The organism is Mycobacterium paraffinicum, from assembly GCF_001907675.1.
Classification (GTDB): domain Bacteria; phylum Actinomycetota; class Actinomycetes; order Mycobacteriales; family Mycobacteriaceae; genus Mycobacterium; species Mycobacterium paraffinicum_A.
In genome coordinates this window covers 212,348-234,168 of sequence record NZ_MPNT01000001.1, presented here as the reverse complement: position 1 = coordinate 234,168, position 21,821 = coordinate 212,348, and the positions used below count along the sequence as shown (strand labels likewise).

The window sequence follows — 21,821 nt, the reverse complement described above, 5'->3', positions numbered from 1 at the left end:
GGTAACCGCCGCCGCGCTGGTGGCTGGAACACGACGAACCTGGGTCGCTTGTACGGCGAAAGCCCCTCCGGTCAAACGTCATTGAACAACTTCGCTCGATCGGGCCGATAACCTGTCATCGGCCTCGCGGTGAGCCCATAGACACGGCAGCCCTTTCGGCGCGGAAAGCCGCCGCTGCGCGCCGTTCGGCTGCCCGGTTGCGCTCGGCTTCCTCGTCCACCCACGCTCCGCCCATTGACGCGTAGACAAAAATCGTATTAGCGTCTACGTCGTGCTATCCGATGGGGAGGGGCGCCGTGCAACCGCGCTCTGAGTCCGCCCGCACCGACGTGGTGGATAAGTCTTTGAAGTTCATCGGTCCCGGCGTCGATGACACCAACCGGTTCTTCTTCGACGCCACCAGCAACGGTCAACTGGCATTTCAGCGATGTCGCCTGTGTGCGACATGGTGGAGTCTGCCGGCTTATGCGTGCTACGCCTGCGGTGCAACCGAATTCGACGTAGTAGCGACGTCGGGGCGCGGGTCGGTCCATACCTACGCCATCCCGCGCCGTCCCAGCGCCGCTCTCATCGACGAAGACCTCGTGTTCGTCGTGATCGAACTGGACGAGGGGTTGCGATACTTCTCCCGGCTCGTGGGCATCGATCCTGCCGCGGTCAACTTCGGCATGCGCGTTGAGGTTCAGTTCGCGGCGGCCGATTCCGGTGTGATGGTTCCGGTTTTTGCCCCCGCCGGAGCTGAACGGTAGCCATGCCGAACTCAGACACCGATGTGGTGATAGCCGGAGTAGGTATCACCGAGATGTCGACGGACTCCGGCGTGTCGTCGTCGACTCTGGCGATGCGTGCGATTGCCATGGCCCTCACCGACGCAGGACTGGCGACGCGGGATGTCGACGGGCTGGTGACGTACGAGGCCGATCCGACCTCGCCCTTCCTGCTCGCACAGCTACTCGGATTGCCTGAGCTGAATTGGTTTTCGATTACGCTGGCCGGCGGCGGTGGCGCATGCATGACATTTCAGGACGCTGCGCTCGCGGTGAGGACGGGGTTGGCCGAGGTCGTTGTGATCTACCGTGCTGAGAATCTGCGTTCGGGACGTCGATTCGGGCAGGGAATCTCTGATTCCGATGCGGGCACGACACAGGCTGTGTTGCGTCAAGTTTTCACCTACGGCTCGATCACGCCGGCGTGGTGGGAGGCGCCCACTTTTCATCGTTATCTTCACGACTACGGCAAGACCAACGCCGACCTCGCGCATGTCGTGGTATCGGCTCGTAAGTGGGCGGAAACCAACCCAGCGGCTCGTTTCTTCGGAAGGCCCTTGACGATCGAGGACCACCAAGCGTCCAAGTGGGTGGCCGAACCCGTCCTGCGCGTCAACGACTGCTGCTTGGAAAGCGACGGAGGTGCAGCATTCGTCGTGACGACCGCGGCGCGTGCGCGTGACCTGAAGGCGGCTCCCGTCAAGATTCGCGGCGCGGTCAGAGGAATGGCGCACCAGTCGACGCTGATGCAGAACTATTACGCGCCTGACATCAGCGGGGTGCCGGATCTGGACGTCGTCGCCAAGAACCTCTACCGGCACACCGGCATGAACGCCAAGGACTTCGACGCCGCGATCATCTACGACTCCTTCAGTCCACTCATCCCGATGTCGCTCGAGGCGCTCGGATTCTGTGGACGCGGGGAAGGGATTGACTTCATTGCGGAGGGCCACACGTCTCCAGGCGGTGCCCATCCCGTGAATCCAAACGGGGGCCAGATTGGCGAGGGCTATCTCCATGGTTTCAATGGGATAGTCGAAGCGGTCCGCCAGATCCGCGGCCATTCGGTCAATCAAATCCCCGACACCAACACCATGGTTGTGACTTCCGGTCCTGCTTTGCCAACGAGCGCCATGGTCCTGCAAGCGTGTTGACGACTCGGGTCAGGACTGATCCTTGCGACCGAACCGGTAAATCACTACGGAGAATCGGAGTGTGATATGGCGAAACTGTCGCTGAACCCGGGGACGCCCTACGTCAACGGCCAGTGGGACAAGGGCGGCGGCGACCACATCACCACGATCATCAATCCGGCAACCGAGCTTCCCATCGGGCAGGTGCAAGAGTCATCCGTCGATGACGTCAATCGAGCCGTAGACGCAGCCTATCGGGCCTTTGAAGACGGCCGTGGCGCATGGCCGAAGATGTCGCCGAAGGAACGGTCTCGATTACTGCATCGCTTCGCCGATGCCGTTGCCGCGCGCCGCGAGGACCTGGTCTTCCTTCTCGAGAATGAGATCGGGTGCGCTGGAATGGCCGGCAAGGTAAGCCAAGTCGAAGAGGCCATCCGCTTTGCCTACTTCTGGGCCGATAAGGCGGCGGAGTTGAAGTTCGACGAAGCCCTGCCGCCGACCGTGGGCTTGACCGGAATGGGCCAGGCGCTGGTACGCAAGGAGCCGGCAGGCGTCGTGGGGGCCATCACCCCGTTCAACTATCCGATCCTGTTGAACCTGTGGAAGATTGGCCCGATCCTGGCCACCGGCAATACCATGGTGCTGAAACCCTCGCCAAACACGCCTTTCTCGGCATTGATCCTGGCAGACGCGGCGGCAGAGGCAGGAATCCCGCCGGGTGTCCTCAACGTGGTAACCGGTGGTATCGAGGAAGCGCGCGCGCTCACCGAGCATCCACAGGTCGCCGTCCTGTCCTTCACGGGCTCCAACACCATCGGCCGTGAAGTGATGCGCCAGGCCGCGGGCACGCTGAAGCGTGTCGTGCTCGAACTCGGCGGAAAATCACCCAACATCGTCTTCGCCGACACCGACATCGACAATCCGATGATGCTGATGTCGCTGGTGATGGGGTTTACTGTGCACGCCGGACAAGGCTGCGTGCTACAGACCCGGCTCCTGGTCGAGCGGCCTGTCTACGACGCCGTCAAGGAGCGGGTGAGCGCCGCCATCCAGGCCATCAAGGTCGGCGACCCGGCGGATCCGGAATCGGAAATGGGTCCGTTGATCAGCGCAACCCAACGCGATCGGGTCCTGGGCTACATCCAGTCCGGTCTTGACGAAGGGGCGACACTTGTCGCCGGCGGTGGCCGTCCGGCGCATCTGGACCGCGGCTTCTTCGTTGAACCGACCCTGTTCAGCGACGTGACGAACGACATGCGGATCGCCCGAGAGGAGATATTCGGCCCGGTGGGCGTGATGATTCCCTTCGACGGCCCTCAGGAGGCCATTGCGATCGCGAACGACACACCGTTCGGCCTCGGCGGCTCGGTATGGAGCGGCGACTCGGTCAAGGCCTTCGAGGTGGCCGGAGCCCTGCGGGCCGGCTACATCCACATCAATGGCGGCGATCAGAGCTTCGGCGGCCCGATCGGTCCCGCGCCGTTCGGCGGTTACAAACAGTCGGGCATCGGGCGCGAACACGGCGCCGCCGGCGCCGACGAGTATATGGAAATCAAGACCATGCATTACCCGGTTGGCTGATTCGCGTCGGGGAGCGTAGGTAAATGAAGTCCACCCTGCTGTCGCGCCGCGACCTGGATTTCCTGTTGTTCGAGTGGCTGCATGTGCAGGATCTGGTGCAGCTACCGCGATTCGAAGATCATTCCCACGAGACCATGTCTGCCGTCCTCGATCTCAGCGCGGACCTGGCCGAACGGTATTTCGCGCCACACAACAAAAAGGGCGACGCCACAGAGCCAACCTTCGACGGTACGAAGGTGACAGTGATCGACGACGTCAAGGAAGCGCTTGGCGCCGCCGCAGCAGCGGGTCTGATCGGGATGAGCTTGGATCACGAGCACGGTGGCCTTCAGCTGCCCACCACGATCGCGCAGGCGAGCGGCGCCTGGCTGGCGGCGGCAAACGTGAGCACTTACGGCTACCTCATGCTCACTAACGCGAACGCAAACCTATTGGCCAAGTTCGGAAGTCAAGACCAGCGGGACACCTGGGTCGGGCCGATGATCGCCGGCCGCTTCAGCGGCACGATGGCGCTGTCGGAGACCCAGGCCGGCTCTTCCCTCGCTGACGTCCAGACCCGCGCGGAACCCCAGGACGACGGAACGTACCGCCTGTACGGCTCCAAGATGTGGATCTCTGGCGCCGAACACGAATTGACCGAGAACATCGTGAACCTGGTGCTGGCGCGGACACCGGGAGCGCCCCCGGGCACCAAGGGGATCTCCCTGTTCATCGTGCCGAAGTTCTTGGTCACCGAGAATGGTGAACTGGGCGAGCGCAATGATGTGACCATCTCTGGGCTGAACCACAAGATGGGCCAGCGTGGCATCACCAACACCGTACTGAATTTCGGGGACGGCACCTACACACCGGCAGGCAGCGCCGGTGCGATCGGCTACCTCGTCGGCGACGCCCACCGCGGCCTCTTCTACATGTTCCACATGATGAACGAGGCTCGCCTCGGCGTCGGCACCGGCGCAGTCGCCCTGGGCTACACCGGCTTTCTGAAATCGGTGAAATACGCGCGCGAGCGCGAACAGGGCAGACCCATAGCCGCCAAGGATCCCTCGACACCCCAAGTGCCCATCGTCGAGCACGCCGATGTGAAGCGAATGTTGTTGGCACAAAAGGCGTATGTCGAAGGCGGCCTGGCGCTGGAGCTCTATTGTGCGCGCCTCATCGACATCGAGCAGGGGAGCGAGTCGACTGGCGACCGCGAGTCGGCAAGGCTCCTGCTCGACATCTTGACACCAGTCGCCAAGAGCTGGCCGTCGCAGTGGTGTCTTGCGGCAAACGATCTGGCGATTCAAGTCCACGGTGGCTACGGCTACACCCGCGAATACGATGTCGAGCAGCACTACCGGGACAACCGACTCAACCCGATTCATGAAGGGACGGTAGGGATTCAGAGTTTAGATCTGTTGGGTCGCAAGGTGACTCAGCACGGCGGTGCCAGCTTGACCGAGCTGGGAACGGCGATCGCAACGGCCGTCGCCACCGCAACGACATCGGGCGACGAAGCCGCCGCCCTGGCGGTACAGCTTGACGCGGTGTGGCATCGGGTGCTCGGCGTGACAGCGTCGATAGCGGGTTTCGCAGACCGTGCGGTGGCAATGGCCAACAGCGTCGCCTACCTGGAGGTCTTCGGCCATATGGTCGTCGCATGGATGTGGCTGGAACAGTTCGTCGCCACCGGCGAGCATCAGGGCGACTACTACGAGGGGAAGCGCCAGGCGGCGCGCTACTTCTTCTCATACGAGCTGCCGCGCACCGGCCCGCAACTCGACTTGCTCGAAACCTTTGATCGGGTAACGGTGGACATGCGATCTGAATGGTTTTGTTGAGCCGCAACGATGCGTCCAGCGCCTACCAGCTGGGATTCTCAACACGCTCGTCCCTGGCGTCGGCCGCCGGCTTCCTGCCCGGCGCCGCAGATGCAGTTGTCAGGGCCCGAATTGACTAAATTCTACGCGGCATAGATATTTACAGCGACGGGCGCGGAAATTACATTGATTGAGTGCCGATCAGATCCCAGCTGAGCTTCCTGAAAATGCACGGGCCGGGCACGGCCAGTGGCGTCATCACCGACGTACGGGAAGCCGTGGCTCGGAAACTTGGCCGCAGGCCGGTCGGACGGGGTGTCGAACTCACCGACTTCGATCCGCTTGATGCGGCGACGCTGGCGGACCCGTACCCGTACTATCGGCGACTCCTGGCCAGCGGGCCGGTGCACTACAACCCCAAACGCGGCATCTACATCCTCAGCCACTATGAAGACGTGCGGGCTGGTGCGCGCGCCAGCGACGTGTTGTCCAGCGCCGACGGTATCTCCTTCGGCCGAGTGCGGGCCCCTTCGCTGCTGACGACCGATCCGCCTCGGCATACCCAGATGCGCAAGCAAGCTCAGCCGGCCTTCACCCGTGGGGCATTGGAGGATTGGCACCCGATGGTCGAAAAGCTCGCCAAGGATCACGTCGCCAGCTTGATCAGGGATCGACCGGTGGACGTTGCGCCACTGCTGGCCGAGCCGCTACCCACCGCGGTGATCGCGCACATCCTCGGCATCGCGAATGACGATCTGGCCGCGTTCCGGGAGTGGTCCGACGAGACCTCCCGGTTGGCTCACATGAGCCTTTCGTTGAGCGGGTTGCGGGAGGGGGTGAAGGGGATGAGGGCGATCAGCCGCTTCCACGCCTACTTCACTGAGAAGCTGAGGCAGGGCGACTTGCTCGGCGAAAAGACGGTGCTGGGCAGGCTGGTGGCGAATACCCAAGACGGCAAGCTGTCCAACGACGAACTCTTCTTCTTCGCGTTCCTGCTTTTGCTTGCCGGCAACGACACCACCGTGAACATGCTCAGCACACTGTTTCTCACGTTCGCCAACAACCCGGATCAACTGCGGTTGCTGCACGAGCGGCCCGAGCTGATCCCCAGCGCCATCGAAGAACAGCTGCGCTACTACGCCCCGATCCAGGGCTTGTACCGCACAGCGCTGTCCGACTACACCGTCGGCTCGGCGACGATCCCTGCCGGGTCACGCGTACTGCTCGCGTGGGGCGCGGCCAACCGCGACCCCGACCAGTTCGAAGATCCCGACGCGTTCAAGGTGGAACGCAATCCCACGGGTCACGTGGCTTTCGGCTCGGGGGTGCACCTGTGCTTGGGTGCCCAGCTGGCCCGGCTGGAGGGCACTGCGGTGTTGCGTGAACTCGTCGATCACGTGGAACGCATCGAGGTTGTCGGCGAGCCTCGCTGGCGGGTCAACCCGACGTTGCGGGGGCTGTCCTCACTCAAGGTGTGGCTGACTCGGCGCGACAGCACGGCTAGCGATCTGCCCCTGGCGGCGGGCACCGCCACGTGACCCGAAGCTGACCGGGCCAAGTTTTCTACGAAACCGGAGCACCGGTGACACTGGCTCGCCGAGCATCGTCCTCTGGATTACCAGCCAGGGCAGATGCACGGTGACTACCCGTTCGCCAATGTGATGTTTCGTCACGGCGGTCCAGCGACACTGGCAGCCACCGTGGACTGGGAAATGGGCAACGCGGGCGATACCAAAATCGATCTGGCATGGATGCTGCACGACTGGCCCGAGACCCGGTGCCGAGAGCAGCTACGTTGACACTACTGGAATGGCAAGCCGCAGTGCACTTCTCGAACGCTATGCGCGGGTATCGAACCGCCGGGTCGAGGACATCGACTACTACGTGATCCTCGCCAAGTGGAAGATGGCGATCGTGCTTGAACAGAGCATTCAGCGAGCGGGGGGCAGCGCCATGCTACCCGCGCTGGGGACGATGGCGGTCGAACAGATGGCACTCGCCGCGGAACTGGCCGAAACCACCGACTATTCGGGTTGACCGGTCACCGGGTGTGCAGGGCGCCGACGAAAGGGTCAATTCCTGTGCCGCTGAACGCGATTGCGATGATCTTCAGCGCGCCTGCCGGGCGGCATGGGCATTTGCGAGCGTGCGCGGAATCGGGCACTGGCAAGTCGAGCCAAGGGAGGACCTACGACCGACCGGTCGGTCCGCTCTGATACGTTGCGAAGTGGTTCGGGCCAATTGGCGGGACGCCACCGAGACATACGAGGGCACGATGGACTTTGAGGTGAGCCGCCGCTGCGCCGCATTCGTTGAGGAACTGTCGGGGTTCATGGACGAGCGCGTCTATCCGGCCGAGCGGATCTACGCGCGCGAGCTCGAGGCTGCCGGCCAGCCGCACGCGCAACCCGCGGTCATGGAAGAACTCAAGGCCGAGGCGCGGCGGCGCGGGCTGTGGAATCTCTTCCACCCCGACCCGGATTACGGCCCCGGGTTGTCGTACACCGAGTACGCGCCGCTGGCAGAGATCCTGGGCCGCAGCGCGATTGGGTCCGAGGCGTGCAACTGCTCGGCACCCGATACGGGCAATATGGAGCTCCTCACGCAGTTCGGCTCCGCCGAACAGAAGCAGCGCTGGCTTCGGCCGTTGCTTGACGGTGAAATTCGTTCGGCGTTCGCCATGACCGAACCCGACGTCGCATCCTCGGACGCCACGAATGTCCGCATGCGCATCGAGCGCCACGGCGACGAGTATGTGCTCAACGGACGTAAGTGGTGGATCACTAACGCCATGCATCCGCACTGCCGCGTGTTCATCGTGATGGGCAAAACGGACCCCGACGCCCCGACCCATCGCCAGCAGAGCATGATTCTGGTCCCGCGGGACACGGCGGGGGTGACCGTGACGCGCAACCTGTCGGTGTTCGGCTATGCCGACCAGGAGAGCCACTGCGAAGTCGAGTTCTCGAACGTCCGCGTTCCGGCGGACAACATCATCGCCGAGGAGGGCGCGGGCTTTCGGATTGCACAGGCCCGCCTCGGGCCGGGGCGCATTCACCACTGCATGCGCGCGCTGGGTGCGGCCGAACGGGCGCTGGAGCTGATGTGCCGGCGTGCCTCCGAACGGGTGACTTTCGGCGCGCCGGTGGCCTCCCGGGCCAACATCATGGACTGGATTGCTGAGTCGCGATCCGAGATCGAGATGGGCCGACTGCTGACGCTGAAGACCGCCTGGCTGATCGACACCGTCGGCAATCGCCAAGCACGCACGGAGATCGCCGCCATCAAGGTCGCCGTCCCGCGGATCGCGGCCAAGGTGATCGACCGGGCAATCCAGGTGCACGGCGCCGGCGGCCTGTGTGACGACTTCCCGCTGGCAGCAATGTATGCGCTCGTTCGGTGTCTGCGCCTGGCCGACGGGCCGGACGAGGTGCACAACGTCACGATCGCCCGCCGCGAGCTGGATAAATACTTGCCGACGAGCTGACCGCAGGACCGTGTATTCGCCCGACCAGTCGTGCGGTACAGGTACACGTTTTCGACCGTCCAGTCGGTCTGATACGCTCGTCACGACATGCACGGAGAGGACGGGCCAGAGGTGACGATCCCGAGCCTGCTTGACGGGGTGCGGGTGGTCGAGCTCGCCGGCCGTCCATCGATCAGGGTCGCCGCTTCGATCTGCGCATCGATGGGCGCCGACGTCGTCCGCGTCGAGTCCGCGATCAGTGCCGGGGCATCGATCAGCGGCGTGCATCCGCTCGTCGACGAACGCGCGATGGGCGTCGCCTGGGACCGCGAGAAGCGAACGATCACCGTCGACGGCGATCTTCCGCCGGGTCTCGGCTCGCTGATCGCGGACGCCGACATCTTGCTGACATCGGCGGAAACCGGTGCGGGCGAACCGTTCTCGAGCAGCCGCGGCGGAGTCCCCTACGACGGCGTGCAGCTACTCATCACCCCGTTCGGCACCACTGGGCCCTACGCCGCATATCGCGGCGACGAACTCAACGTCTGCGCCTTCGGAGGCCCGGCCGTGTACGTCGGTGAACCCGGGCGCGAGCCGCTCGTCCCGCCGTTCATGCTCGCCACCTTCCAGGCTGCGCTTTCCGGACTCGCCGGCACGCTCGGCGCGTTACTCGGCGGGCGGGGCGCCCAAATCGACGTCGCCGAATATGAGGCGCTCGCCACCAGCCACATGACCGGCCTGTACAGCCTGTCGTTGTTCTCCGGACAGGTGCCGCGCCGAGCCGGCCACCGTAAGCCCAACCCCTACCCATTCACGACGCTGCCGTGCGCGGACGGTCGTGTCTGCTTGGCGTTCCTCGCCGGCCACCAGTGGAAGCGCCTGCTCGACGCGATGGGCCAACCAGAGTGGTCAAAGGACCCCCGATTCGCCGACCGCCGCCGTAACGGTGAGCTGTATGCCGACGAGCTCGACGAGCTCGTCTCCGGGTGGCTGGCGAACCACACCAAGGACGAGCTGCGCGCACTCAGCGTGCAACGCGGCATCCCGCTCGGCCCGATGGAGACCATCGACGATCTGCGTGAGTCGAAGCAGTTCCGGCACCGCGGATTCCTGCGCTCGGTGACTGTCGGTGGACGCGAGATCGATATGCCCGGCCTTCCATTTCAAGACCGCCCGGCCTCGGGCCAGGGCGCGAGCGCACCGAGCCGGCGAGTCAGCGCACGCTCTTCGCGCCCATCCGGGTTGCCGCTCGCCGGTCTGCGAGTCGTCGACCTCAGCTGGGTGATGAGCGGGCCGATGGCCGCTCAGTTCCTCGCCGACATGGGGGCCGACGTGATCAAGGTCGAGTCCCGGACCCATCTGGACGCCTCCCGCCAGGGCCTCCCGCTGATCGAAGACGTTGAATCCGGCGACGCCGGTGGGACGCCGAACATGATGCCCCACTTCAACGCCGTGAACCGCGGTAAGCGCAGCGTTCAACTGGACCTGCGCTCCGAGGCGGGTCGATCGGTGTTGACGCAGCTAGTCGCGGGGGCCGACGTCGTGGTCGAGAATATCGGCGCAGGCTCGCTTGAGCGCCTCGGGCTCCCGATGGAAGAGCTGCAGCGGATTCGCGCCGGGCTCGTCGTGCTTCGGATCAGTATGGCGGGCCAGGAGGGTCCCGACGCTGCGTTACCTGGCTACGCACCGCAAAGCACGGCGATCGGCGGGCTCGACGTCCTCGCCGGCTATCCGGGCGAACCACCGCTCGGGATGGTCGCGCTCAACCTCGGCGACATCACCGTTGCCTCCTTCGGGGCGGTGGCCCTGCTCGCCGCGCTGCATCGGGCCCGCACGCGCGGCGTCGGCACCGTCATCGACTTGTCGATGATCGAGGTCCACGCCGCGACGATCGCCCCACTATTCGCCGCGCGGCAGCTCGACGGCGCCGACCTCAGTCCCATCGGCAACGGCCACCGCATGCACTTCCCGCATGGCATGTACCCGAGCCAAGGCGACGACGCGTGGATCAGCGTCGCGGTGCGCGACGAGCGGGAGTGGGCCGCGCTCGCCACCATCGTGGCGGCGCCCGCCGAGATTGCAGCCCGCACCGGTGCCGCAAGCCGCCGCGAGGTCGCCGACGACATCGACAAGCTGATCTCCGAGTGGACGCGGACGCGGTCCGCCGACGAGGCCACCGAGCAACTGCAGGCGGCCGGGATCGCCGCGGCACCGGCTTACGGCGTCGAAGAGCTGATGATCGACGCGCATGTGCGCGAACGCGACGTGGTGGTCGAGCTCGACCACCACCTGATCGGCTTCGTTCCGGTGTACGGCTCACCGCTGCACGGCCAGCCGGCCATATCGGCGGTGACCATGCGCGCGCCCGATCTCGGCGAGCACACCCTCGAGGTTCTCCGCGAGCTCGGGCTTACCGAGGACGACATCGCGGAGTTGGCCCGATCCGGCGCGTTTGACGGACTGGACCCGTTCGGCGCGGCCATTAAGGAGACCGCATGACTGAGTCATCTGCGTCAGCTGACACCAGCCGCGAGCGGCCCGGCCCCCTCAGCGACATCAAGATCATCGACCTCACCCACTGGGCGGCGGGGCCCGTCGCGTCGATGGTACTCGGCGACTTGGGTGCCGACATCCTCAAGATCGAGCCACCCGCGGGCGAGCCGCAGCGCGGGATGGGTGTGACGTTCCCGGGCGGCTGGAGCACCTTCTTCCTCGCCTGTCAGCGCAACAAACGGTTCGTCAGCATCAACTACCGCGACCCGCGCGGTCGCGAGCTCATCCAGAAGCTGGCCAGCACCGCCGACGTCGTGATGGAGAACGCCCGGCCCGGGACCTGGGAGCGCCACGGCCTGGATTACGACACTCTGCGCGCCCTCAACCCGAGGCTGATCTACGCGTCCATCACCGGCTTCGGCCAGACGGGCCCGATGCGCGACTGGCTCGCGATGGATCCGATCGCTCAGGCCGCAGGCGGCGTCGTCGGGATCACCGGCTCGCCGGAGGGTGGCCCCGCGAAGGTCGGCGCCGCCATCACCGACGTCGTGTCGGGGCGCCTGGCGGCGTTCGGTGTCGTCACCGCGCTGTACGACCGCATGCGCACGGGCGTCGGCCAGCGAGTCGACGCCTCGCTGTTCTCGACCGCGGTGGGCCTTCTCACCATGCGCGAAACCGAGTTTCAGTTCACCGGCGAGAACCCGCCCCTGCTCGGAACGGCCCACGGGCAGATCGTGCCCGCCGAAGCGTTCACGACGCGCGACGACCGACGGGTGATGGTCTGCATCTACAGCGACTGGCATTGGGCCCGCTTCGCCGAGTTGGCCGGGATGCCTGCGCTTGCATCCGACGATCGGTTCACGACCAACGCCGCGCGATGCGAGCACCGGGTGGCGACGATCGCCGCGGTGCAGGACGTGATCCGCCAGCGCACCGAGGCCGAGTGGACGGAATTGTTGGCCGGCGAGATCCCCTACGGACCGGTGCTCGAGTTCGACCAGCTGTGGTCGCACCCGCAGCTCGACGCGAACGAGCTCATCGCGCGTTACGACATGCCTGGCGTTGGCGAGGTTCGGGCCATCGGCAGCCCCATCCGTTTCTCGGGCTTCACCCAGCCGGTGAGACGCGTGCCGGCACCCACGGGGGCCGACACGGTCGAGGTCCTACGCGAGCACGGACTTTCGGAGGGGGAGATCGGCGATTTGGTCGCCGCCGGGGTCGTCCATACGGCCTCGTCGGCCAGCGTCTCGACCGTCTAGCCCGTACGACCACAAATCGCGCAAGAGACAAGAACACATTCGGTTGAAAGATAGAGAGGAATACCAAGCATGACCGAAGTATCGGAGAAGCGGACGGACTTGCCGTGGGGCGAGATCACCGACGAGACCATCGCCTACGCAGCCGAATTGCTCGGGACTCAGTTGCGGCGTGACCGGATGGCGGGCTGGGTTACCGAGGTCAACGTCGACGCGATCCAGCATTTCGCCCAGGGCATCGGTGATCGCAACCCGCTGTGGCGCGACCCCGAGTACGGCAAGGGCACCCGGTGGGGCGCCATGCTTGCCCCGCCGACCATCCTCTATTCGGTCGACGGGACAACCGTGGCACCGCGCCTTGCCGGCGTGCAGTGGCTCTACGCCGGCACCGACTGGATCTGGTACGACGTGATCAAGCGCGGCGACGCGTTCGACGCCCCCGCGGTGTTCTATAAGCAGGACGTGAAGGGCGGCGAGTTCGCCAGCCGTTGGTTGCTGCAGACCGGCCACATCCGCTACCTGCGCCGGTCCGACGGTTTGATGGTCGGCGAGGCGTTCGGCAAGTGCGCGCGGACCCCACGCGGCAACGCGCTGAAGAAGGAAGGCAAGCAGAAGTACAAGGCGCGCGAAGAGTACGAGTACACCGCCGACGAGCTTGCCGCGATCGAACGGGCCCTGATCGAGGAGATGCCACGCGGCGCCAAGCCGCGCTACGCCGAGGACGTCGAAATTGGTGAGGTGCTGCCGCCTAGGGTCAAGGGCCCGCTGACCTCCACCGACATGATCGCCTGGTACGCGGGCTGGTCGGGCGCGGGTCCGTACGGCGGCGCGCACGGTGACGCCGTGCGCTACCGCACCCGGCACCAGGACTACCACATTTCCGAGAGGACCGGCGCAAAAGACTCCGCCGGACGTGGTCACCTGGAGAAGAAGACCGGTGAGGACGTCGGCATGGGCGGCGCGTATGACATTGGCCCTCAGCGCATCTCGTGGGGTGCCCACATGCTCACCGACTGGATGGGCGACGACGGCTTCCTGCACACGCTGTCGGCGACGGTCAAGCGGCCCAACCTGCTCGGCGACACGACAACCTGGCACGGAACTGTGACCGGCAAGGAAGTCGTCGACGGTTACCACCTGATTTCGATCGACATGCATGCCGACAATCAGCGTGGTGAGACGAACTCCACAGCCAAGGCCACCGTGCTGTTGCCGTCGAAGGCGGACGGTCCGGTCGTGACGCCGATCCCGCGCAATCTCACCGCGGACAAGTGATGTCAGCAGTGCGCCACGGGCGGCGCTTCGGCGCCGGCCGTGGTGACCGGGGGCGCGCATGACCACGCTCAAGAACGACGTGCAGGCCGCGATCGTCGGCATCGGTGAGACTGAGTTCTCCAAAGAGTCAGGCGTTTCGGATCTTCGGCTGAGCCTCGAGGCGACCAAAGCGGCGTTGGCCGACGCTAAGCTCGGCGCGCACGATATCGACGGCATCATCATCCCGACGGTCGTCGGTGCCACCACCGAGGACCTGACGACCAACCTGGGAATCGAAAACCTGCGGTACCACGCGGCCGTGGTGTTGGGCGGGGCCGGGCCCGCGGCGGCGCTCATCCACGCCAAGACTGCGATCGAAAACGGTTTGGCTTCGCGGATTTTGGTTTGCTACGGGTTCAACGGCCGGTCCGGGGCGCGGCTCGGACGCCGGGGCCCGACGCTGATGTTCGGCGAAGCCCCCAGCATGCGCCGCAACTACGAGGGTGTGCACGGCCTGCTGGTGCCGGCCCAGTACTACGCGATGTGGGCGCAGCGCTACATGTACGAAAACGGCTGGAAGTCGACCGAGCCGATGGCGCACGTGGCTGTTGCCCAGGCCAGGCACGCACTGATGAACGGCAAAGCCGTTGGCGCCAAAGAGATCACCGTCGAGGATCACCAGTCCTCGCGCATGATCAGCGCGCCTTTCCGGCTGTACGACTGCAGTCGCGAAACTGATGGAGGTGCGGCCTACATCGTCGCGGCGGCCGAGCCCGGCGACCGCAACGCCGTCGCCATCCGGGGCGCTGCCGAGGGACACCCCGGCCAGGCCGACCAGCCGACCACTCGGCGGCGGTTCCTGCACACCGGCATGGCCGAGGCGGGCAAACGCGCCTTCGCTCAGGCCGGCTGGAAGCCCGGCGACGTCGACTTCGCCGAGCTCTACGACGCATTCACGTTCAACGTGCTGTGGCAGTTGGAACTGTTGGGGCTGTGCGGTCAGGGCGAAGCCGCGGACTTCGTGATGGCCGGCAGTACCCGGGTGGGCGGTTCGCTGCCGGTCAACACGCACGGAGGTCTGCTTTCGCAGGCGCATCTGTGGGGCATCAACCACATCACCGAAGCCGTCAAGCAGCTGCGTGGAACCGCGGGCGAGGCGCAGGTGACGGGCGCCAAGCGGGGACTGGTCACGGGCAGCGGTGACTTCGGCGACAACGCCGTGGTTCTGTTGGAAGGAGGCCTGAAGTGAGTGACGTCGAGTACAAGAAACCGCTGCCGAGGCCGACGGAAACCGACCAACCGCATTGGGAGGGCCTCAAGCGCCACCAGGTTCTGGTGCAGCGGTGCGACGACTGCCAGACGTGGCTGTGGTACCCGCGCCAAATGTGCAGCAACTGCACCAGTTTCGCGCTGTCGTGGACCGAGGTCGACCCGACGGGAACGATCTATTCGTTCACGACCCAGCACCACGCGACCGGATCGAAGTTCGATTCCGAACTGCCGTATTCGGTTGCGGTGGTGGAGCTGGATGCTGCCCCCGAGGTCAAGCTCGTGGGCCCGGTGAACAACGTGACCCCCGAGGAGATCCACATCGGGCAGCGGGTCCGCGGCACCTTTCTCGACGCGACCCCAGAGGTGACGTTCCTGCACTTTGAACCAACCGACACAGAGAGTGACACATGAGCGAAACAGAGGCGCCCAAGGTTCTCGTCGAGCGCGAGGAATGGGTCGGCATCATCACGATCAACCGGCCCGACGCCCGCAACGTCATCGACCCGGATGTCGCCGCCGGAATCGAGGCGGCGCTCGACGATCTCGACGCCGACCCCAAGGTGCGCGCCGTCGTGCTGACCGGGGCGGGGGAGAAGGCCTTCTGCGCGGGAATGGATTTGCGGGCGTTCGCCAAGGTCGGGCCGAAGGGCGGCTTTTTCACCGAGAAGGGGGGGTTCGCCGGCATCACGTCGCGCAAGCTGGTCAAGCCGCTGGTGGTCGCGGTGAACGGCACCGCGTTCGGTGGCGGCCTGGAGATCCTGCTCGCCGCCGACTGCGCGATCGCCGCGTCGAGCGCGAAGTTCGCCCTGCCCGAGGTCAAGGTCGGTATGCACGCCGGCGCCGGCGGGGTGATTCGGCTGGCCAAGCGCATCCCGCGGTCCGTCGCGCTGGAGATGGTGATGTCGGGTGAGCCGATCAGTGCTCAGCGGGCGCTCGAGCTCGGACTGGTCAACGAGGTGGTGGCCCCCGATCAGGTGCTGCCCGAGGCGCTGCGGCTGGCGCGCAGCTTTGCTTCTGCCTCGCCGACTTCGGTGCTGGTGTCGCGCGAGCTGATGCTTCGGTCGCTGGAGGCCACCGAGGCCGATGCGTGGGAGTTGAATAAGGCCGCCGCCCGCATCGTGCTCAAGTGCGGCGACGCCAAGGAGGGGCCGAAGGCATTTGCCGAGAAGCGGGAGCCCGTTTGGGCCGATGCGGGGCCGATCGACCTCGGCTAGCCGGCGCGGTCAGCGTATGACTTACCGGGTGGTGCTCTGGGGAACCGGCAACGTCGGTCGCATGGCCCTGAAGGCCATCATCGAGCACCGGGATCTCGAACTCGTCGGCGTCGTCGTGCACAACGCCGAAAAGATTGGGGTTGACGCCGGCGAACTGTGCGGCCTCGACAAGGTCGGAATTCTCGCGACGAGCGACCCGGCGGAAGCGCTTGCTTTATCGCCAGACGTCGTGTGCTACACAGCCGCCGGCGACCGCCGTCCCTACGATGCCGTCAACGACATCTGCTTCGCGCTCGAAACCGGTGCCAACGTGGTCTCCACATCCGTGGTGAGCCTGCTGCATCGAGGTAGTGCCGAACCAGCGGTTCTCGCGCAGATCGAAGCGGCCTGTCAGGCCGGCGGCACGTCGTGTTTCACGTCCGGTAACGATCCAGGGTTTTCGACGGAGGTCATTCCGCTGGCCCTGACAGGTGCGGTTGAGCGACTGGATTTCATCCGGGTCCAGGAGGTATCGAGTTACGCCACTTACGAACAGCCGGAGATCCTGTTCGAGATGATGGGCTTCGGCAAACCGCCGCAGTACGTCCCCCCGTTTCTTGCGCCGGGTGTGCTCAAGCGCCTCGGGGGCGGTTCGGTCCATAGCATCGCGGAAGGACTCGGGGTCGAGCTCGACGACATCGTCGAAGTCGTCGAGCGCTGGAATACCGAAGTGGAACTTCACCTTTCGTCTGGCCGAATCATCCCGGCGGGTACAACCGCGGCGTTGAGATTCGAACTCCAGGGCATCGTCGCGGGGCGCCCATTGATCGGCGTCGGGCACGTCAACCGCATGCACGACGACGCGGCGCCTGACTGGCCGCAGTCCTCCGGAAAGGCCTACACCATCACCGTGGAGGGATCGCCGGCCATGCGGGCAGAGATCGAGATGGTCGGCGAGGACGGCGATCACAATACGGCGGGCCTGCTCATCACCGCCATGCGTGTGCTGCACGCGATCCCCAAGGTCTGCCAAGCGGCGCCGGGGATGCTGGGCGCCAACGATGTCGGACTGATCACCGGGCGTGGTGTCGTGCGCTAGTCGGGGCGCGAATCACTAAGTAATGCAAGGAGTTACGCGTGGACGATGTGCAGGAGTGGCTGGAGCGCCTCAAAATCAGGGACGTCATCGAAAGATACATGCGTTACAACGACGACGGTGACGCCGAACGCCTCACGTCCCTGTTCCATGAGGACGCCACGTTTCAGACCGCCGGCCAGACCCATCACGGCCGCGACGCCATCGGCGCACTGTTCGAGGGCGCCTTCTCGGGCGGCACGCCCGGTCGCTGGACAGATGAAGGAAATCTCTTCACCCAGCCGCGCTCACTTCATATCGGCTCAAACCCCGTGATCGATCTCGACGGGGACCGCGCGACCGTGGAGACCGACTTTCAGGTTGTGGTCCGCAACGCGGAAGGGCGGGCCGCCCTCAGCCTCATCGGTCGTTTCAGAGACCGGATGCGGCGAGACAGTGACGGAGCTTGGCTGATCGAGTGCCGCACCATCGTTTCGGTGGCCAGACAAGGTGGCGACGCGCACTGATGCGCTATTGCGCTCTGGTAACGCCTTGACTTATGTGGTCTTCGTTGTCAATTCGCGTTCTAGGCGGGTTACCGCGCGCCTGAAAACCGGACCTCCCGTGATACTCATACCGAAGTGAGCAGCGCGAGATCCCTCTATCGCTACCGTCCATGTGAATCTGGTCTTGCCGACAGCCGGTTCGAAACGGTAATCCTCGGCAAAGGCCTGGCCGGGTAACTGGCCGGGCAGAACATAGAACGCCCAGCGGTGAGGTTCATCCCAGACGATGATGCGCTCTCGAATCGTCCAACCGAATGAGGTGATATACCGTTCAGAACCCACACCGTGCGGTGGCGGTGTCGTGTACCGGCAGTTCTTGCCCACCATGGGATACCACCGATGCCACGTCTCGGGGTGAGCCGCAACTGCGTCGAATACTCTCTCAACGGGCGCCGCGATCACCGCTTCGAACACGAGAGGGTGCGGATTGGTCGTAAAGATTGACGGGTCGACAGCCTCAGCATTTTGGTCGGTCATCGTTCCTCCGATCTGGGTCTACATACGGCTGCCCTATCCGACGTTATTAAAGTTCATTAACTTAAAGCGGGCGTGGTTTCGGCGAAATCAATCCGAGTGTGTCCCGCAGCCGCCAAGCCAGAGTCGAATGCACCCGAAACCATCCGGCAGCGTGGCCGTTCCGAGTGCGTTTCCGCGTTCGCTAGCGGTGGTACCCCGATGGGCGGCTCGCTACGGGCAGCCACCGGTCCGTGCGGAGAAAGTAACCGCCTCTCAGGGCTTGTTCGTGCAACCGGCATCAACTGGCATCGTGATCCCGGTGATGTAGCGAGCCTCATCCGATGCGAGGAAGAGCACCGTATGCGAAACCTCGTTCTCGGTGAGACCGGGGACGCCTTGATAGGGCTCATCCGGGTCGGTATCGAGGTCGGGAAGCAGGTTCGTTGCCTGCATCGCCATCCTGGGGTTGGCCATGAAGATCTCCATCGCCCCGACCCCGCAGGCAAGACCCATCCCGGGTGACGCGACGCAGGTGGGGTGAATGCTGTTCACCCTGATCCGGTGCGGCGCGAGCTCGTTCGCGAACGCTCGCATGAGCCCGACAACGCCATGCTTGGCTGCCGCGTAGTGGGCATACCCGAGGTGGCCTCGGAGGCCGGCAGCCGAACTGACCAGGATCATCGAGCCGCCCACTTTCCGCTCGATCATCCCCGGCGCGGTCGCGAGGATGGTGTTCCAGACGCCCTTCAGGTTGGTATCGACGACCATGTCGAAGGTCGCGTCGGAAACCTCGAGCGAACTGGCGTGCACCGATAGGACCCCGGCGTTGGCGACGACGACGTCGATCGGGCCGACCGCGGCGGTGCCCGCGTGGACCGCGGCTTGCAGCGCGTCGCGGTTCCGGACGTCGGCCGCCATGGTGAAGCACTTGCGGCCCGTCGCCTCGACAAACGCGCGCGTTTCCTCCAGCTGTTCTGGAGTTGCGGGGTCATAACTCAGCTGCCCCGCCGGATCATACGGAACCCCAAGATCGGTCGCGATGATGTCGGCACCCTCCTCGGCGAGCCGCACCGCGTGCGATCGTCCCTGACCCATTCCCGCGCCAGTAATGAACGCGACCTTTCCCGCGACTCTGCCCATGATCGTCGTTCCCTACCCGGTCGGCCTGAGTGTGATGTTGCCGTGAGCGCTGCTCAGTCGCATACCATACCTATGGCCATTAGATAATGGCCGAGGATTAGCTAGACTTTGAAAGCGGGCGTCTTAGTTTCCCGCGATCGCATGTCGGCGGGAAACGCGCCAGGCAAGTGACGGGGCAGCAGCCCCGAAGAACAAGACAACTCTCTGGAAATCCTGGATGGGAGAACACGCGATAGCCGTTCTCGCCCTCTTGTAGGTGTCCGCGTCGTCGGTACCGAAACGCATTTCAGCGCGCCGCACGGCCGGCGGCTTCCCGGGGGTCCAGGAGCGCGTCCCGCGCGTTCTCAGGTGACGGCGGGGCGCCCACCTCACGCGACTGGATTAAAGGCACCAATACCATCACCGCGCCTCACCACCACGGTTTACCCGATCTCGGTGAGCCGTACTGGAATCCATTTGTGGGAGGTCATCACACCTGTACGCACCCCAACGGGCTCGATCTGGCCGCACTCGCGCCTGGCTGATTGCAACGACTCGGTTCGTCGAAAGTTGACGGACGGCAACGCGGCGCCGTTACCACCTTGCTGCCCTTATTGACCTGAGGCAGGGCTGGTTTCAGCGAAATCTATCTGAGCATGCCGATTGCTCAACGCAGTCACCAATCCAGACCCGAATGCGCCGGCATTATCCAACAGCGTGGCCGTACCGACGGCGATGCCGTCTGACACCGAGTGAGTGTCCGCGTGCACACAGATCCAGTCGCTGCGGGGCAGCCGGGCGAGCGCTACGGTTAGATCTCCGTTGATGTAGCCGACACCGGCAGTGCCCAGGTTCGTGACCAGGCTGGTTGCTTCGGCGGCCGCGGCCGCTTGCACAAATGGCGTATTCGGTTGGCCGGCAACGATATCTACGCTACGGATGACGACGCGCTTGCGGGCCACGTTCTGGTGATCGGCAATCTTTGACGTCCATCCGAGTTCGGTGCTCTGCAGTTGCCGCACCGATCCGTTCTGCGCGGTCAGACCCTCCAGACTGGGCGCCTCCAGCTTTTCCGCCTTTGGCGTCCACTCATGACCGTCCGGCGCCTCACTACGGCGGTACTGCACGAGCACGGCTCGAGCGACGGTGACACCCTCCTGCTCAATGGTGCACACCGAGTTTCGGACCCGACGGCCGTCGCGTACCAAATCGACCGTCGTGGTCATGGGAACCCTCCGGGGCGATTTGAACAGATCGACCGTCAAGCGTGCCGGGGTGAAGTCGGGCAGGCCGAAAGCGGTGTCAAGCCTGAGGGCCGCGAGCCCGGCAACGGCGGCACCGACGACATGATCCTCGCCCCATAGACTCTGTACTTCGGCGTAATCCGTTGGCACGAAAACGTTGGTGTCCGTTTGCCAGAAGTGGGCGCTACCTGAATCCATCGACACTTCCTCGCCCAGCTTCGGTCTTCACAAGGTTGCCTTCTCGTCCGCATTGTCGGTGGCGAGCCTGGTCTCGATCAGCAGCACCGGCCACCGCTGGTTTTGCTTCACGAATTGTCTGAAGGCGTGCTGGCGAAGTCAATCTGAGCGCTTCGGTTGCTCAGGGCCGTCACGAGACCAGAGCCGAACGGCCCGGTATCGTCCAACAGCGTCGCAGATCCGACCGCGATGCCATCGGATGCCCAATGCGTGTCGGCCTGCATGAAGATCCACTCGCCTCGGGGGAGGCGCGCAAGGGCGAGAGTGACGTCGCCGTTGATGTAACCCAGGCCCGCAGTGCCGAGATTGGTGACCAGACTGGTGGCATCTACGGCTGCCGCTGTCCGCACGAAAGGTGTATTCTCCTGACCCGCAACGACATTGACGCCTCGAACGGCGACACGTTTGCGCCTGGCATTCTGGTGATCGGAAACGGACGACGTCCAACCGACGTTCGCGCTGTATATCTGTACGAACGAATCATCATCGTTTAGGGGCGGCACGACTGGCGGCTCGGAGACCCACTCTTCACCGTATGGTGGGTCGCTACGGCGGTATTGGACCAGCACGGCACGCGCGACCGCGACGCCGTCCTGTTCGACGATGCACACCGAGTTCCGTATCCTTCGACCGTCGCGAACCAGCTCAACCCTGGCGGTGGTCGGTACCGTCCGAGCCGACTTGAATAGGTCGACCGTCAGCCGGGCCGGTGTGAAATCTGGCAATCCGAAACGTGATTCCAGAGCAACAGCCGCCAGCCCAATAATGGCGCCCCCCTGGAGATGATCGTCGGACCAACGACTCCGAGTCTCAACGCGGTTGATCGGAACGAAACGATCAGCGTCGGTCTGGGTGAAAATGGCGCGCTCTGAGTCCATCAATTCTTCCTCGGGAGAATCTGCGGCGC

General features: G+C 64.7%; 18 protein-coding genes and 1 pseudogene. 15 read left to right on the top strand and 4 right to left on the bottom strand.

Annotated elements, in window-relative coordinates; genetic code table 11:
• Positions 1-296 precede the first annotated feature (296 nt).
• From BRW65_RS01095 to BRW65_RS01020, 15 genes and pseudogenes are all read left to right on the top strand, one after another.
• Entirely contained in the window at positions 297-749 is a 453-nt protein-coding gene (locus tag BRW65_RS01095; protein WP_167373972.1) for a Zn-ribbon domain-containing OB-fold protein, read from the top strand.
• 2 nt (positions 750-751) lie between these two features.
• Positions 752-1,921 carry a thiolase C-terminal domain-containing protein gene (locus BRW65_RS01090; RefSeq protein WP_073870220.1) on the top strand — a complete coding sequence of 390 codons (1,170 nt, stop codon included), beginning with the start codon at positions 752-754 and terminating at the stop codon, positions 1,919-1,921.
• A gap of 66 nt (positions 1,922-1,987) precedes the next feature.
• Positions 1,988-3,481: an aldehyde dehydrogenase family protein gene (locus BRW65_RS01085; protein ID WP_073870217.1), complete on the top strand. Its 1,494-nt coding sequence runs from the start codon at positions 1,988-1,990 to the stop codon at positions 3,479-3,481.
• Positions 3,482-3,504: 23 nt separating this feature from the next.
• Positions 3,505-5,304, top strand: a complete 1,800-nt coding sequence (locus BRW65_RS01080) for an acyl-CoA dehydrogenase (RefSeq protein WP_073870214.1) — start codon at positions 3,505-3,507, stop codon at positions 5,302-5,304.
• A 173-nt stretch (positions 5,305-5,477) separates the two neighbouring features.
• The gene (locus BRW65_RS01075; protein WP_244167945.1) at positions 5,478-6,821 is read left to right on the top strand and encodes a cytochrome P450; all 1,344 of its coding nucleotides are present in this window, start codon (positions 5,478-5,480) and stop codon (positions 6,819-6,821) included.
• 51 nt (positions 6,822-6,872) lie between these two features.
• Positions 6,873-7,320: pseudogene (locus BRW65_RS30835) on the top strand (phosphotransferase); the annotation flags it as partial.
• A 238-nt stretch (positions 7,321-7,558) separates the two neighbouring features.
• Positions 7,559-8,770 carry an acyl-CoA dehydrogenase family protein gene (locus BRW65_RS01060; protein WP_073870926.1) on the top strand — a complete coding sequence of 404 codons (1,212 nt, stop codon included), beginning with the start codon at positions 7,559-7,561 and terminating at the stop codon, positions 8,768-8,770.
• 87 nt (positions 8,771-8,857) lie between these two features.
• Complete coding sequence (locus BRW65_RS01055) at positions 8,858-11,248, top strand: CaiB/BaiF CoA-transferase family protein (RefSeq protein ID WP_073870208.1); 2,391 nt, start codon at positions 8,858-8,860, stop codon at positions 11,246-11,248.
• On the top strand, positions 11,245-12,501 hold the full coding sequence (locus BRW65_RS01050) for a CaiB/BaiF CoA transferase family protein (RefSeq protein WP_073870206.1): 1,257 nt from the start codon (positions 11,245-11,247) through the stop codon (positions 12,499-12,501). Before BRW65_RS01055 ends, BRW65_RS01050 begins: the two co-directional genes overlap by 4 nt.
• Before the next feature lie 69 nt (positions 12,502-12,570).
• A complete protein-coding gene (locus BRW65_RS01045) occupies positions 12,571-13,773 on the top strand; it encodes an FAS1-like dehydratase domain-containing protein (RefSeq protein WP_073870203.1) in 1,203 nt (400 codons plus the stop codon).
• A 58-nt stretch (positions 13,774-13,831) separates the two neighbouring features.
• On the top strand, positions 13,832-15,001 hold the full coding sequence (locus BRW65_RS01040) for a thiolase C-terminal domain-containing protein (protein ID WP_073870200.1): 1,170 nt from the start codon (positions 13,832-13,834) through the stop codon (positions 14,999-15,001).
• Positions 14,998-15,435 (top strand): Zn-ribbon domain-containing OB-fold protein, encoded by a 438-nt coding sequence (locus BRW65_RS01035; RefSeq protein ID WP_073870197.1) that lies wholly within the window; start codon positions 14,998-15,000, stop codon positions 15,433-15,435. Before BRW65_RS01040 ends, BRW65_RS01035 begins: the two co-directional genes overlap by 4 nt.
• Positions 15,432-16,238 (top strand): enoyl-CoA hydratase-related protein, encoded by an 807-nt coding sequence (locus tag BRW65_RS01030; protein ID WP_073870194.1) that lies wholly within the window; start codon positions 15,432-15,434, stop codon positions 16,236-16,238. Before BRW65_RS01035 ends, BRW65_RS01030 begins: the two co-directional genes overlap by 4 nt.
• Positions 16,239-16,254: 16 nt before the next feature.
• Complete coding sequence (locus BRW65_RS01025; RefSeq protein WP_073870192.1) at positions 16,255-17,316, top strand: NAD(P)H-dependent amine dehydrogenase family protein; 1,062 nt, start codon at positions 16,255-16,257, stop codon at positions 17,314-17,316.
• A gap of 38 nt (positions 17,317-17,354) precedes the next feature.
• Entirely contained in the window at positions 17,355-17,819 is a 465-nt protein-coding gene (locus BRW65_RS01020) for a nuclear transport factor 2 family protein (RefSeq protein ID WP_073870189.1), read from the top strand.
• A gap of 30 nt (positions 17,820-17,849) precedes the next feature.
• Here the strand turns inward: BRW65_RS01020 and BRW65_RS01015 are convergent, their stop codons facing one another.
• From BRW65_RS01015 to BRW65_RS01000, 4 genes are all read right to left on the bottom strand, one after another.
• A complete protein-coding gene (locus BRW65_RS01015) occupies positions 17,850-18,335 on the bottom strand; it encodes an SRPBCC family protein (protein ID WP_084187634.1) in 486 nt (161 codons plus the stop codon).
• A gap of 252 nt (positions 18,336-18,587) precedes the next feature.
• Positions 18,588-19,454 carry a mycofactocin-coupled SDR family oxidoreductase gene (locus BRW65_RS01010; RefSeq protein WP_073870184.1) on the bottom strand — a complete coding sequence of 289 codons (867 nt, stop codon included), beginning with the start codon at positions 19,452-19,454 and terminating at the stop codon, positions 18,588-18,590.
• A gap of 590 nt (positions 19,455-20,044) precedes the next feature.
• Positions 20,045-20,875: an acyl-CoA thioesterase domain-containing protein gene (locus BRW65_RS01005; protein WP_073870182.1), complete on the bottom strand. Its 831-nt coding sequence runs from the start codon at positions 20,873-20,875 to the stop codon at positions 20,045-20,047.
• Between the two features lie 107 nt (positions 20,876-20,982).
• Positions 20,983-21,792: a thioesterase family protein gene (locus BRW65_RS01000; protein WP_073870923.1), complete on the bottom strand. Its 810-nt coding sequence runs from the start codon at positions 21,790-21,792 to the stop codon at positions 20,983-20,985.
• Between the last annotated feature and the right edge of the window lie 29 nt (positions 21,793-21,821).